10 protein-coding genes and 3 pseudogenes are annotated in these 14,645 nt (G+C 35.4%); 6 read left to right on the forward strand and 7 right to left on the reverse strand.

Annotation, left to right across the window (positions count from 1 at the left end):
* The first annotated feature begins 41 nt into the window (after window positions 1-41).
* A pseudogene (locus FJR38_RS23935) lies at window positions 42-2,764 on the forward strand (GAF domain-containing protein).
* Between the two features lie 155 nt (window positions 2,765-2,919).
* Here FJR38_RS23935 and FJR38_RS23940 read toward each other — a convergent pair.
* The 4 genes from FJR38_RS23940 to FJR38_RS23955 form a co-directional block, all read right to left on the reverse strand.
* The gene (locus FJR38_RS23940; RefSeq protein WP_168496979.1) at window positions 2,920-3,501 is read right to left on the reverse strand and encodes a CPBP family intramembrane glutamic endopeptidase; all 582 of its coding nucleotides are present in this window, start codon (window positions 3,499-3,501) and stop codon (window positions 2,920-2,922) included.
* Window positions 3,502-3,544: 43 nt separating this feature from the next.
* Window positions 3,545-4,585, reverse strand: a complete 1,041-nt coding sequence (locus tag FJR38_RS23945; RefSeq protein ID WP_168539835.1) for a DUF3326 domain-containing protein — start codon at window positions 4,583-4,585, stop codon at window positions 3,545-3,547.
* A gap of 365 nt (window positions 4,586-4,950) precedes the next feature.
* Window positions 4,951-5,133, reverse strand: coding sequence for a hypothetical protein (locus tag FJR38_RS23950; protein ID WP_168539836.1), 183 nt, complete (start codon window positions 5,131-5,133; stop codon window positions 4,951-4,953).
* A gap of 95 nt (window positions 5,134-5,228) precedes the next feature.
* On the reverse strand, window positions 5,229-5,546 hold the full coding sequence (locus FJR38_RS23955) for a 2Fe-2S iron-sulfur cluster-binding protein (RefSeq protein ID WP_168539837.1): 318 nt from the start codon (window positions 5,544-5,546) through the stop codon (window positions 5,229-5,231).
* A 215-nt stretch (window positions 5,547-5,761) separates the two neighbouring features.
* Here FJR38_RS23955 and hsdR point away from each other — a divergent pair.
* From hsdR to FJR38_RS23980, 5 genes and pseudogenes are all read left to right on the forward strand, one after another.
* A pseudogene (gene hsdR / locus FJR38_RS23960) lies at window positions 5,762-8,173 on the forward strand (EcoAI/FtnUII family type I restriction enzme subunit R).
* A gap of 105 nt (window positions 8,174-8,278) precedes the next feature.
* Window positions 8,279-8,611, forward strand: coding sequence for a DUF433 domain-containing protein (locus tag FJR38_RS23965; RefSeq protein WP_168496969.1), 333 nt, complete (start codon window positions 8,279-8,281; stop codon window positions 8,609-8,611).
* Between the two features lie 13 nt (window positions 8,612-8,624).
* Window positions 8,625-8,978 carry a DUF5615 family PIN-like protein gene (locus FJR38_RS23970; RefSeq protein WP_168496967.1) on the forward strand — a complete coding sequence of 118 codons (354 nt, stop codon included), beginning with the start codon at window positions 8,625-8,627 and terminating at the stop codon, window positions 8,976-8,978.
* A 167-nt stretch (window positions 8,979-9,145) separates the two neighbouring features.
* On the forward strand, window positions 9,146-10,387 hold the full coding sequence (locus tag FJR38_RS23975; protein WP_217359402.1) for a class I SAM-dependent DNA methyltransferase: 1,242 nt from the start codon (window positions 9,146-9,148) through the stop codon (window positions 10,385-10,387).
* Between the two features lie 205 nt (window positions 10,388-10,592).
* Window positions 10,593-12,041 carry a restriction endonuclease subunit S gene (locus tag FJR38_RS23980; RefSeq protein ID WP_168496965.1) on the forward strand — a complete coding sequence of 483 codons (1,449 nt, stop codon included), beginning with the start codon at window positions 10,593-10,595 and terminating at the stop codon, window positions 12,039-12,041.
* Between the two features lie 324 nt (window positions 12,042-12,365).
* Here the strand turns inward: FJR38_RS23980 and FJR38_RS23985 are convergent, their stop codons facing one another.
* The 3 genes and pseudogenes from FJR38_RS23985 to FJR38_RS23995 all read right to left on the reverse strand — a co-directional run.
* Entirely contained in the window at window positions 12,366-12,587 is a 222-nt protein-coding gene (locus FJR38_RS23985; RefSeq protein WP_168539838.1) for a hypothetical protein, read from the reverse strand.
* A 262-nt stretch (window positions 12,588-12,849) separates the two neighbouring features.
* Window positions 12,850-14,286 carry an FAD-binding domain-containing protein gene (locus tag FJR38_RS23990; RefSeq protein WP_168539839.1) on the reverse strand — a complete coding sequence of 479 codons (1,437 nt, stop codon included), beginning with the start codon at window positions 14,284-14,286 and terminating at the stop codon, window positions 12,850-12,852.
* Window positions 14,287-14,330: 44 nt separating this feature from the next.
* Window positions 14,331-14,645: pseudogene (locus FJR38_RS23995) on the reverse strand (amidohydrolase family protein); the annotation flags it as partial.

The following is a 14,645-nucleotide window of genomic DNA, read 5'->3' on the forward strand; positions in this document are numbered from 1 at the left end:
ATTTACAAAAATTTATATTTGCGATTAGGTGAAGATAAGCAATGACATTTACCGATAAACCAAACGGTTCGCAGCAAAATTTAGACCAACAAAGTTTACTGCACCGGATGATCAAACAAATTAGGCGATCGCTCGATCTTCAAGAAATATTAACAACGACTGTTAATGAAGTCCGTGCATTCTTGAATACAGATCGGGTGAAAGTATATAAGTTTGATCCTGATGGTAGTGGTGAAGTCATCGCTGAATCCATCCATGAACAACGGCTACCATCCTTATTAGGCTTACACTTTCCCGAAAGTGATATTCCCTTGGCAGCCAGGGAAATGTTCTTATCAGCACAACAGCGTTCAATTGTTGATGTAGCTGGCGGCACAATTGGATTATCACCACTTGTATCTCAGGAGACTGGGAAAAGCTTACTATCCCAGAATATTTACTACCGCCAGGTTGATTCATGTCACATCCAATACCTACAGGCAATGGGTGTACAGTCGTCTTTAGTAGTGCCAATTTTAAACTATGACCTGACAGAAGAAACATCACAACCAAAATTATGGGGATTATTAGTATCACACCATAGTCAACCCAGAACAATTTTCCAGCGGGAACTTAAATTAGTCCAGCAAATTGCCGACCAAGTAGCGATCGCCATCTCTCAAAGTAACCTCCTCAGCGAAAGCCTTACCCAGCAAAAGCGAGAAGCCATCATTAACCGGATTAGCACTCTCCTGCATCAACTCCCCACCATGCAAATGCAAACAGCAGTAGAAGAAACCATAACTGCTTTTAACGGCATCGGTGGCAGACTTTATATCGAATCTACCCAAGAACTATACATATCAGGTCAACAACCCCAACTACCCTACAAATCAGAAAACACCATCATTGAACAGCATCCTGTTTGGAAACAGTGGATAGGAGAATCCAACCCAGGACAAATTTATGCAATTTCCGACCTTTATCAAGAACCATCATTGCGAGTATTAGCCCTAGCCTTTAAACCCACATCAATCCGGGGCATGATGGTAATACCCCTCCATTATCGGGAAAACTTTCTTGGTGTATTCAGCATTTTTCGTCCAGAATTTGACACCAAAATTCTTTGGGCTGGACAGCGTGAACAAAATCATTACCAAACATTCCCAAATCGTTCCTTTGAATTATGGCAAGAAACAAAAAAGGACAAGCACCAGAATGGAAACGAGAAGATATATCACTAGCTACAGGTTTATGTCATAACTTCTCAATGGCCATTCAACAACAACAAACATACAAAGAATTATATATTCTCAATAACCAACTAGAACAAAGAGTTAAAGAAAAAACCGCTGAATTAGAAAAATCATTATCTCTGACCAAAGCACTTAAAGAAGTCACAGATCAGATGCGTGGCACATTAGACCTGAATATCACCCTACAAACTATCGTCAGGGAAGTACGTTCTCTTCTTAATACTGACCGAGTGCTGATTTATAAATTTCTGAATCAATTTGAAGGTAATGTAATTGTTGAAGATATCAACAGTAATTGGCCATCAATCCTGGGAACTCAGCAACCATCAGGATGCTTTCCCGAAGCATCTGCGAATCTTTACTTGCGGGGTAGAACCAGAACCATTAATAATGTATCCACAGAAATATTAACTCCTTGTCATCGAGAATTTTTACAAAGTTTACAAATCCAGGCTGATCTCATCGTCCCTATTACAATTGATACTCAACTTTGGGGATTACTCATAGCCCACCAGTGTGCAGCCCCTAGAACCTGGCAAGAAACAGAAATTGACTTATTACAACAGTTAGCAGACCAAGCCGCAGTTGCTATCCAACAAGCCCAACTCTATGAACAAAGCTGTGTTGCCGAAGCAAAAGCTACTGCCAAAGCCGCACAATTAGAACAAACTCTCCACCAACTCCAAGAAACCCAGACAAAATTAATTCATAGTGAAAAAATGTCTGGTTTAGGACAGTTAGTAGCAGGTATAGCCCATGAAATCAACAATCCCGTTAATTTTATCTACGGTAACTTAAGTCATGCCAATGACCACACCGAACAACTTCTAGAAATTCTCCAACTCTATCAGTCCCAATACCCTAAACCAGAAGGTAAAATCAAAGCTGCTTTAGAATCCATAGATTTTGATTTTGTGGTACAAGATTTACCTAAAATCATGTCATCTATGCAAGTAGGAACAAATCGAATTCGCTCAATAGTTTTATCATTACGCAACTTTTCGCGTTTAGATGAAGCAGAAAACAAAAGCGTTGATTTGCATGAAGGCATTGATAATACCTTACTAATTCTGCAACATCGTTTAAAGTCTCATGGTAGTTTTTCTGGTATTGAAATCATTAAAGATTATGGCAAATTACCAGAAATAGAATGCTATGCCGGACAAATGAATCAAGTATTCATGAATGTTATCAGTAATGCTATTGATGTCCTCACCTGTGAGTCAGAAACAAAAATTAAATTTTCACCAACTATCCGCATTTCTACTAGAGTCTCCACAAGCAATACTCATGTCCTAGTTAGTATTGCTGATAATGGCGCAGGAATGAGTCAACAAGTGAAACAACGAATCTTTGACCCATTTTTTACAACCAAACCAGTTGGTAAAGGTACAGGATTAGGACTAGCAATTAGCTATCAAATTGTGGTGGAAAAGCATGGTGGATTGATGGAGTGTATCTCAGAACCGGGTCAGGGAACAGAATTCTGGATTGAAATTCCCCTGAAATTCAGGACAGTTGAAGGGTAAGTTAAGTGACAAGGGCGAAGCATTCGGTGTAAGGGCGTATCCCTGACGGGACTGGAAGCATCAGCATTCGGTGTAAGGGCGAAGCATTCGGGCGACAAATTCTCGGTTTTTCCCCAAGTTTATTTTCCGAATGCTTCGCCCCTACTGGGAAAAATCTAAAGTTTTTGGGTTTTCCATAAATAACTAGATAGACAATTTGTGACAATGTGAGCAACTATTGGCAATAACAAGTTGCCGCTTAATAGGGCGCTATAACCTAAAATGATACCAATGATAGTTGCCCAAACTACATAAGGCCATTGTTCGGGTCCACTGAGGTGTAAGACTCCAAAACAAAGACTGGATACGATCACAGCAGTATGATCTGCGCCTAAAGCGGGTAGCATTACACCTCGAAATAATAATTCTTCGCTTAAACCTGGTAGTAATCCTAACCAGATTAAATCTGGTAAAGCTAGAGGTTTAAGAACTAGTTCTAGATAATAATCTGCACTTTTGCGATAAGGAGGAGAAAGACGATAAGCCAAACCACTTAAAAAAGTAATGATTAGTCCTAAGCCAATTCCTAATAATAAATCTTGTTCGTGCCAATGCCATCGGAAAAGGATGATATTGCCCCAACGTAACCATAATTTGGCAACTATCCAGAGAATAATTGCTGTCACACCCATTGCTACTAAGACTTGGGTGCGTGTTAGGTAAGGAATTTCTGGTTCTTGTTTTTGTTGTTCAACCACAGGATTTTAGATAAATAATTGCTAATTGGATAATGGGTAATTGTTAATTATCAATTGTTAATGATAAAGGATTAATACCTGCTTTATGAGCGACTAATACGCCTATTGCTTCCAAGTATGAGTTTACCTGTAAGGTTTGAATTCTTAACATGGGGGCAGAAACTTGGATCAAAGTTTTATTTTCTGATATTGTAATTATCTGACATTGTTTTTGGCTTAAATTCAATACAGCACTGCTTCCACAGGCGGTGGTAGGAATAACTAAAGCATCAACTTGATCTGCCCAAATATCAGTGGATAGAGAATTGTGGACTTCTGTGTTGATGATAAATTGCGGGGCGTTACTCAAGCCAACTAAAACACAAGGTAAGAATGTGTAGCCTAGTTCTTCAGCCGCTGTACGGGGTGATAAATTGGGGGCTGGAGGACTGGGAGAAAGGGCTGGAGCATGGGCGCAGGGGATTTTAAAGGTGCGGACTAATAAATGGCTAATGACGGCTTCTGCACCCGCTAGAGGGTCTACTCCTTGACCTTGGCGATAGTTTTGGACGGCTGTTTCGTCCATATCGTCGGGAAAACGGCTAACAACAGCGATCGCTTCGGCTTTTTCTTCTATAATTAATTTCTCAGCAGCCCGTAATAAACTATCAGGATTCCCGATTGTTCCCCAACTTGTACCTGATGGAGATGTCCGTAATTCTACGTTTAATGCGGCATCTGTAATTACATGATTTGTGATATTTAATCCTAGTGTTGCTCTGGCTGCATCGGCTACTTGCAGGTGTCGCAGCATTAATTCTGGTTCGATTCCCTGGTCTAAAAGTAAACCGACTCTATTACTACGAACGGGACGTAAACCCCATTCTCCAGCCGCAAATTTATCTAAACCATAACCTTCGACATAGAAAGCGTTGGGAATATTCCAGTATAAACTCGCTGCATTCATGACGTTGGGGTGAGTAATCAAGCGATCGCACACCTGTGATATAATTTTAGCTACTGGTAAGGCATCACCAGCATAACCGCCAATCGCTGCTCCTATGCCTGTGGGGATAATTAAAAGTACGGTATATGGTTGGTGCATAGTTAAGACTAATTACTAATTTGCAGCAAAATTCAGGAGTTAGAGTATTCCAAGTAAAAAAATGCCCAATTGTCATTGCGAATGGAGCGGAGCGGAATGAAGCAATCTCTGGTTTTGGATCATTTATTGTTTGGAACACACTTATCAAGGTAGGTTTTGTATATAAAATGCTGCAATAATTATGTTAAATATCAAGATATTGAATATTTCAGGAAGATTACAAAAGCGAATTTCTACACAAAATATTGCCTGTGAAAATCTAGGTTGGGGGGGTAAAATGAAATTACAGTTAATAGATTTTAGTTAAAAAATGTGCGATCGCTTGGTATGATTATAGGCGATCGCTGCCCATTAATTATTACTTATTAACCAACACTTCCAGTCGTCACAACAGCTTCTACTGTAGCAGTTTGGGATTCTTCATCAACAGCAGTAATAGCCCAACGCAGGGGTTCACCTTGTTTTTGTAATTCGGCTGTAATCGCTTTTTCTAATTCAGTTGGAGTTTCTTGTAATTCGATTTCGGCTGTAATAAAGTGAGTTGTCATAAGTCTCAATCCTTTGTATTGTTGATTTTGAGAATACAGAAACTTAGTGGTAATTAGTAATTGTCAATTGTCAATTGTCAATTGTCCATTATTACCTAAGCTTTCCCAAATTGCGCTTGATAAACGATATCTTCTTTTTCTGTTTCAATTTTTAAATCAGAAAGAGGTTTAGCAACACAAAGTAGCGCATAACCTTGTTTTTGCAATTCTGGACTTACACCCATACCATCTGCTTGATCTACAGTTCCTTCCGTAATCAAAGCAGCACAAGTTGTGCAAACACCAGCACCGCAAGAAGTCGGTAAGTCTAAACCAGTAGCTGAAGCGGCTGAGAGGATAGTTTCAGTTTCAGGAACTTGCAGAGTATATATTTTACCTTGGTGATTAATTTCTACGGTGTAAGCTTTGGACATATATAACAGCAGTTTTTGACAATAGACAAATATTTTATTCTACTTGATAATATATAGCAATCTTGTCAGATTTGCGAAAGTTTATCTTTTTTAACATTGCTAAATTCTGATCGGATACTGCGGCATTAACCAATTTATTTATATCTATACAATAAATACGTATAATATCTTATACTAAATTAGTAATTCTTATATCAAAATAGGTTAATTGACCGATGACTGATAAACGAGAACTTTCAGAACAGGATATTTGTACAAAATATATTTTACCTGCCTTGGTGCGTTCAGGATGGGATATCACCAAGCAAATTCGAGAACAGGTATATTTTACTGATGGTCGAATTTATGTAAAAGGGAATCAAACACGCCGGGGAAAGGCAAAAAAGCCGATTATATTCTTTATTATAAACCGAATATTCCGATTGCTGTTATTGAAGCTAAAAAAAATATTTATCCTGTTGGTGCTGGTATGCAACAGGCTTTAAATTATGCAGAAATTTTAGATTTACCTGTGGCTTTTAGTTCTAATGGAGATGGTTTTTTAGAACATGATAAATCAGGTTTTTCTCATTTAATTGAACGAGAATTAAATCTTGATGATTTCCCCACTCCTGATCAACTTTGGCAGAAATATCAGAAATTTAAAGGAATAGAAACACCAGAAGCGGAAGCAATAGCGAGTTTTGATTACTTTTTTGATTCTCAAGGTCGTCAACCTCGCTATTATCAACAAATTGCGATTAATCGCACGGTGGAGGCTATTGCTAAAGGTCAAAATCGCTTACTTTTAGTTATGGCTACAGGTTCAGGGAAAACTTACACTGCCTTTCAAATTATTTATCGGTTGTGGAAAAATGGTATTAAGAAAAAGGTCTTATTTTTAGCTGATAGAACTGCTTTAATTAGTCAAACAAAACGTGGTGATTTTAGGCATTTTAAAAACAAAATGACAGTGATTAAAAATAAAGTTATTGATACCGCTTTTGAAATATATTTAGCCTTATATCAAGGTTTAGTAAATTATGATGATGATTTGCTAGATGCCTATAAAGAATTTAACCCTGATTATTTTGATTTAATTATAGTTGATGAATGTCATCGCGGTAGTGCGGCTGATGATAGTAAATGGCGAGAAATTTTAGAATATTTTAGTTGTGCTACCCAAATCGGTTTAACTGCTACTCCCAAGGAAACCAAAGAAATTTCTAATACTGAATATTTCGGTGAACCAGTTTACACCTATTCTTTAAAACAAGGGATTGATGATGGGTTTCTTGCACCTTATAAAGTGATTCGGGTGGGTTTAAATGTAGATTTAGAAGGTTATCGTCCTGAAATGGGAAAACGAGATAAATCAGGTTATTTTGTGGACGATAGAATTTATAATCTCAAAGATTTTGATAGACATTTAGTAATTGATGAAAGAACCAAAACCGTCGCTAAAAGGGTAATGGAATATTTAAAAAAGACAGATGTTTATGCAAAGACAATTATTTTCTGTACAGATACAGAACACGCGGAAAGAATGCGTCAAGCAATTATCAATGAAGCGGGGAATTTAGCTTTAAAAAATCATAAATATGTGATGCGTATTACTGGAGAAGATAAGGAAGGAAAACGCGAACTTGATAATTTTATTAATCCTGAAGAACGTTATCCGGTAATTGCGACAACTTCTAAATTAATGACGACGGGGGTTGATGCACAAACTTGTAAATTAATTGTACTTGATTCTAATATTGAATCACCTACGGAGTTTAAACAAATTATTGGTAGAGGTACAAGAATTAATGAACAATTTGATAAGCAGTTTTTCACAATCATGGATTTTAGAAATGTTACCGATAAGTTTGCTGATCCTAATTTTAATCATCATCCCATTATGATTAAAGAACTCGCTCAAAATCAACCATTAACCATAGAAGATATTAATGGGAATTTAACGGAATCTATTATTGATCAAGATACTGGGGAAGTGATTAATTTTAACGAAAGGGCTGAGGATTTTACCTATAGTAAACCGAAAATTATTCAAGGCGGAAATATTGTTTCTGAAAAACGGGATAAGATTTATATTACAGGGGGTTTCTATTGCGATTCTTAATGAAAGAGTGCAATATTTGAATGAAGCAGGAGATTTAGTTACTGCAAGTTTAAAGGATTATACTAAACAAAATTTATTGCAGGAATTTAGCAGTTTAGATGAGTTTCTAATACGCTGGAAGGAAGCAGATAAAAAAACGGCTTTAATTGCAGAATTACGAAACCATGATATTATTGTTGAGGAGTTAGAACAGGAAATTAAAAAAGATTTAGATTTGTTTGATTTAATTTGTTATGTTGCTTGGAATCGTCCACCTTTAACTCGTAAAGAAAGAGCAGAAAATGTCCGAAAACGAGATTATTTTACTAAATATGGTGAAAAAGCAAGGGCGGTTTTAAATGCACTTTTAGAAAAATATGCTAATGAGGGAATTGAAAATATTGAAGATTTGTCTGTACTGAAATTAGAACCGCTAAAACAATTTGGTTCTCCTCCAGAAATTGTGAAAATATTTGGTGGTAAATCTCAATATATTTCCGCTTTACGAGAATTAACCTGTGAGTTGTATAAAATAGCAGAATAATTAGTTATGAATAAAATTGGAACGCAGATAATACTAGGTGATTAATGAATACTAACAAATATGCTATAATGCCATCAACATAGTAGGTAAATAAATATTAATCCTATGACCATAACTGTCACAAAAACAAAACAATATATTGAACAAAGAAATGAGGGTTATTGGATTCAAGGAACAAGAGTTTCGCTAGATTCAATAGTATATAGTTTTCTCAATGGAGATGCTCCTGAAATTATAGCCCAAAACTTTCCTTTATTGTCATTAGAACAAGTTTATGGAGCGATCGCCTTTTATCTTGCTAACCGTGAAGCAATTGATACTTATTTAAAGCAAGGTGAAACGGAGTTTGAGAAATTACAACAATCAACTAGAGAAAAAAACCCTTTGCTATACCAGAAATTAAAAACCAGTCAAATCCAAAAATCAGAAAAAATATGATATTTAGCTATTTATGACAGTTATTAAATTTCAAGCAGATGCAGACCTGAAACAAGCGATTGTTACCGGGACTATTAGAAGACAACCCAATATTGATTTTCAATCAGCATATACAGCAAACCTAGAAGGTAAAAAAGATCCAGAGGTTTTAGAAATAGCAGCACAGCAAGATAGAATCTTAGTTACTCATGACAGAAAAACCATGCCTTTGGAATTTGGTGAATTTATTATATCAAAAACCAGTGCTGGAGTTTTAATTGTTTCCCAAAATTTATCAATTAGTGAAGCGATTGAAGCAATTATTCTTGTTTGGGAAGTTTCTCAATCAGAAGAGTGGATTAATCAAATTATGTCAATTCCATTTTAATTTTTCATCTATTCTCAAATCCTAAAAATCCTTAAATCCTGGATATTATCTCGACTTCGCGGTAGTTGAGCGGAGTCGAAACTCGATAACCACCTGATTCTGACAATCTGACAAAATGTAACTATTTTATGTTATTCTCTTACATTATACATTTTCCATAATTCACAATGAAAAATCTCGGCGGTAGTATTAAAAGTTTACGTAATTTCATGCGAAAAGATCCAGGAGTTTCTGGAGATGGACAAAGAATTGAACAGTTAGGTTGGTTATTATTTCTGAAAATTTTAGATGCAAGTGATCATGAATTAGAATTAATTAAAGATGATTTTATTTCCCCTATTCCTGAACATTTACGCTGGTGTAATTGGGCGGTTTCTGTACAGGGAATGACTAATGGTAAAAAGTCTTTAACAAGTGATGAGTTACGAGATTTTATTGATAAGGATTTGTTCCCTAAATTGAGGAATTTAGACACTAGCACGGGTAATAAACGGGCATTAATTATTAAAGAGATTTTTCAGGGTACTAATAATTATATGAAAAATGGGACTATTATCCGTCAGGTGTTAAATAGTCTCAATGAAATTGATTTTGAAAGTTCGGAAGATCGACATTTATTCGGCGATATTTACGAAACTATTTTGCGAGAACTTCAGACAGCGGGCGCTTATGGGGAATTTTACACACCCCGCGCTTTAACTGAATTTATGACGGAAATGGTTAACCCCATGTTAGGAGAAACTGTACTTGATCCTGCTTGTGGTACGGGTGGTTTTTTAACCTGTGCGATTAATCATTTACGTCAGCAAGGTGTTGATAATGTCCGGGATTTACAAACTTTAGAAAAGACGATTAAGGGGATGGAATTTAAGCCTTTACCCTTTATGTTAGCGGTGACAAATTTATTTCTCCATGAAATCGAAGTTCCGAATATTGAATATACAGATAGTTTAAATCGAGAATATACTTCTATTGGTAATAAAGATCGGGTAGATATAATATTAGCAAATCCGCCTTTTGGGGCTTCGGTGACTGATGGTGTGGAAGAGAATTTTCCTATGAGTTATCGCACGACAGAAAGCGCAGATTTGTTTCTATTATTGATGGTGCGGTATTTACATGATGGCGGCCGGGCTGCTATTGTTTTACCTGATGGTTCATTAACAGGAGATGGGGTAAAGGCGCGAATTCGTCAGCATTTATTAGAGTCTTGTAATCTGCATACTATTGTCCGTTTACCTAATTCGGTGTTTCAACCTTATGCGTCTGTGGCGACTAATTTGTTATTTTTTACCAAGGGTGAACGGACAAAGGAAATCTGGTTTTGGGAACATCAATTACCGTCAGGTGTGAAGGCTTATTCTAAGACAAAACCGATAAATAAAAATGAGTTTCAGTCTTTAAAATAATGGTGGAATAAACGTGAGGAAGGTGAACAAGCATGGCGGATAAGTTTTGATGATTTAGAGAAAAATGGTTTTAATATAGATGTGAAAAATCCCCATGTTGCGGAAGTTGAAAGGGGTTATAGTTCGGTTGAGTTGTTGGATATGTTGCATGATTCTTTTAGAAAGAGTGATGAAATATTAGAGATTTTAAAAAAGGACATTTAAAATGAATGATTTGGATAATATTTTTAATGTTAATATCAGAACCTATGTTCAAATTATCTCTGATTGGCTTATTTCAGATATGAAATGGGAAGAAATAGATGTAGAAGAGTCATTAATAAAAAAGAATTTTATCATAAAAGAATCTGTATTACAGAAAGATTATAAAAAAGTAGGACTTTATCCTATTGTTTCCCAAAGCAAAGATTTAATTTCAGGATATAGTGATGAAAAAGAATTATTGATTGATCAAAACATTCCTACTATAATATTTGGTGATCACACACAAGTTGTTAAATATATTGATTTTCCATTTATTATTGGTGCTGATGGGGTAAAAATATTAAAACCAATAGATGAATATATCCCAAAGTTTTTTTACTATTTAATAAAGTCTATTGATCTAAATTCTTCTAAATACGCACGCCATTATAAAAATCTAAGATTACAAAAAATCCCTTATAAAGATAAATCTTTTATAATTCAAGAAAAAATAGTCTCTTTCTTAGATGATTTACAAAATAATTCTTTAAGAGAAGTAATATATTTTGATAATAAAATTGAATCTAAAATTCTACAATTACATCAATTTATTTTAAATAATAATTATGTAATTCATGAAAATGAAAAGCAATCAAATATAATTTCTCAACTCAAACAAGCGATTTTACAAGAAGCTATTTCTGGTCAATTAACAGCAGAATGGCGTAAACAAAACCCAATCCAAAAAGGTGATCCAGACACCGACGCAGCCGCACTCCTCGCCAAAATCAAAGCGGAAAAACAACAATTAATTGCTGACGGAAAACTCAAAAAAGAAAAACCTCTCTCTGAAATTTCACCCGATGAAATCCCCTTTTCTTTACCTGATAGTTGGGTTTGGTGTCGTTTGGTAGAAATTGCAGATGGATTTGAATATGGATCAAGTTCTAAATCACTTAAAGCTGGAAAAATCCCTGTTTTAAGAATGGGAAATATACAAAATGGATTAACTGATTTAACAAATTTAGTATATACAAATGAAGAAAAAGAAATAGATCAATATGCTTTATTTTATGGTGATTTACTATTTAATAGAACTAATAGCCGTGAATTAGTGGGAAAAACATCTTTATTTCTTTCTGATAAAAAAATGATTTATGCAGGTTATTTAGTCCGTTATAGAATGCTTGGAGAAATCAGTTTTTTCTATACTAATTATGTCATGAACTCTAAACTTCATAGAGAGTGGTGTAATACAGTTAAAAGTGATGCAATAGGACAATCTAATATTAATGCAACTAAATTACGAAGTTTTTGTTTTCCCCTTCCCCCCCATGCAGAACAAAAAGCAATAGTTGAAAAAGTAGATTATTTAATGAAAATAATAGACCAACTAGAAGCACAAATCAAACACCGAAAACAACTAGCAGAAGACCTGATGCAAACGGTTTTAAGAGAGGCTTTCGTCTAAATCAGGATGTCCAGGATTAAAGGACTTACAGGATAGAATGTAGAATGATTTTGATAATCTCAATTCAGAAAATGATTAATATAATAGTATTATTCAACAATAGATAATTAGTAAATAACATCCTGTACATCCTCAAATTCTGGATATCCTGATTCAGACAAATAAATATCATTCAACAATGGACAATTGGTAAATAACATCCTGTACATCCTCAAATCCTGAAAATCCTGATTCTGACAAATAAAATTAATTAAACCTAGTTAAAAATTCATTAGCAGTAATAATTTCAATATTTCTAAAAGGATTTAATAGCAATAAATACGGTTATTCTTCTTCATCTAAAATCGCCTGTAATATCTCTGGTGTTAAACCTCTCTTTTCAGCTTTATCAGCAATTTCTTCCATCACTTGACTAAGACTTTTATTAGCTAAATCAGGTTGAAAAAACAACTTAATTATGACACTTAGTTTTTGTTGTTTGTTAACTTCTGCTTCTCGGTAAGCTTTCGCTACTTCATTATCAACATTAATAGTAATTGTTTCCATCTCAAACTCCTAGATTTGATCCAAAAGACAATTGCCTTTATATGCCTATTTTACCATTATCTTTCCAACACCGCGCAAACTGAATGAAAACCTCATATAGCTTGCTTTCTAAAGGATATTACCCCTACAGCAGCATTAAAAATCAATATCCTGTACATCCTTAAATCCTGTACTATGGCTAACGCCACGCTCCGCGAACGACTTCGCGGTAGTTGAGCGGAGTCGAAACTCGATAACCAGATATCCTGATTCAGACAAATAATTAACTAACAGCTTTTTGTTGCTGATATAATTGTTTAAATAAAGCTTGCTGTTTTTGATGATCAACAATTGGTGTAGGATATCCGACTCCATGACATTCTAACGGGGGAATTTTCCCAGTTACTAAATATTCTGTATCTACAGAACGCAATTCTGGTATCCATTGACGAATATATTCAGCTTCTGCATCAAATTTTTGAGTTTGACTAGCTGGATTAAAAATGCGTAATGGTTTAGGGTCCATACCACTAGAAGCACTCCATTGCCAACCTCCATTATTAGCAGATAAATCACCATCAATGAGTTTCTGCATAAAATATTTTTCTCCCCATTGGGGATTAATCATCAAATCTTTAGTTAAAAAACTGGCAACTATCATTCTACATCTGTTGTGCATCCAGCCAGTTTCATTTAATTGACGCATAGCTGCATCAACTATAGGATAACCTGTTTTGCCCTCGCACCAAGCTTGAAAATATGTTTCATTATTTCGCCAAGGAAATGTTTTAAAAGTATCTCTATATGCACCATTAGCTAATTCTGGGAAATGATACATAGCGTGTTGATAAAATTCCCGCCATGCTAATTCTTTTTGCCATGTTTGGATACTGGCATTTACTTCTTCACTATTACTATTTGCTAATGCTTCTATTGTAATTTGCCAAACTGTTCTAATACCAATTACACCAAACTTCAAAGCCGCACTTAATTGAGATGTACCATCAACTGCGGGAAAATTCCGCTGTTCTTGATATTCATTAATAGCAGATTGGGCAAAATTATCTAATCTTTCTTGTGCTGCTAATTCACCAGGAGAAATTAGTAATTCTCCATCCCAAATAAAGCCTAAATCTTCAGCAGAAGGTAAATTAATTGTCCCTGCTTGTTGAGCAATTTCCTGTTCTTTAGCTGTTAAATTTTCTAGATTTTCTAAAGTTTTTACTGGTTTAGCTTTAGGTTTAGTAATCCAATTTTTCCAGAAAGGAGTATAAACTGTATAAGGAGTTTTCGCGCCACTAAAAATTTCCGTTGGTGAGTGAAGTAACTGATCCCAATTTTGGTTAAGAAACTCAATCTCTTGAGTTTTCAAAGCATCAATTACTGCTAAATCTCGTATTTGAGAATATGGTTCAACATCCCAATTCCAAAATACTGCTTTTGCTTTTAATGCTGCTGCTAATTTGGGAATAGCAACAACAGGATCATTTTGTAAAATTAATAATTGACTACCTGCTTGCTGATATCTTTCCTGGAGTGCTTGCAAACAGCCAATCATATATTTTACCCTGGCGGGGGCAATATCATCACGTTGAAGAATATGGGGATCTAAACAAAATACACCCACAATTTTTGCACTTTTTTCTCTGGCCGCAGCTAGTCCTGTATGATCAGAAATGCGTAAGTCTCGACGATGCCAAAACAGAATGAGATCAGACATTGAATATTAACATAGTTCTTATGTACTAAATTAGATTTTAGCAATTAATTGTACCAAGTTTGCACAACACGACCTGTAATTTCTTGACCAAACCAAGGTGTATTATAAGAAAGAGTCTGGAGATTTGCCTTGTTTAGATTCCAGGTTTGCTGAGGATCAAATAACGTTAATTCAGCTTTTTCACCGGGTTGAATTGCTTTAATTTCCTGCTGCAAACAAGCTGCTGGTTGATGACTCAAAACGCGCCACAATTCTAAAGCTGTAAATTCCCCAGTGGTGACAAGATTTTGCCAAAGTAGGGGTAATGCTAATTCTAAACCAATTGCTCCCGGTGGAGATTCTGCAAAGGCTTGAACTTT

This window comes from Anabaena sp. UHCC 0253, assembly GCF_009712085.1.
Taxonomy (GTDB): domain Bacteria; phylum Cyanobacteriota; class Cyanobacteriia; order Cyanobacteriales; family Nostocaceae; genus Dolichospermum.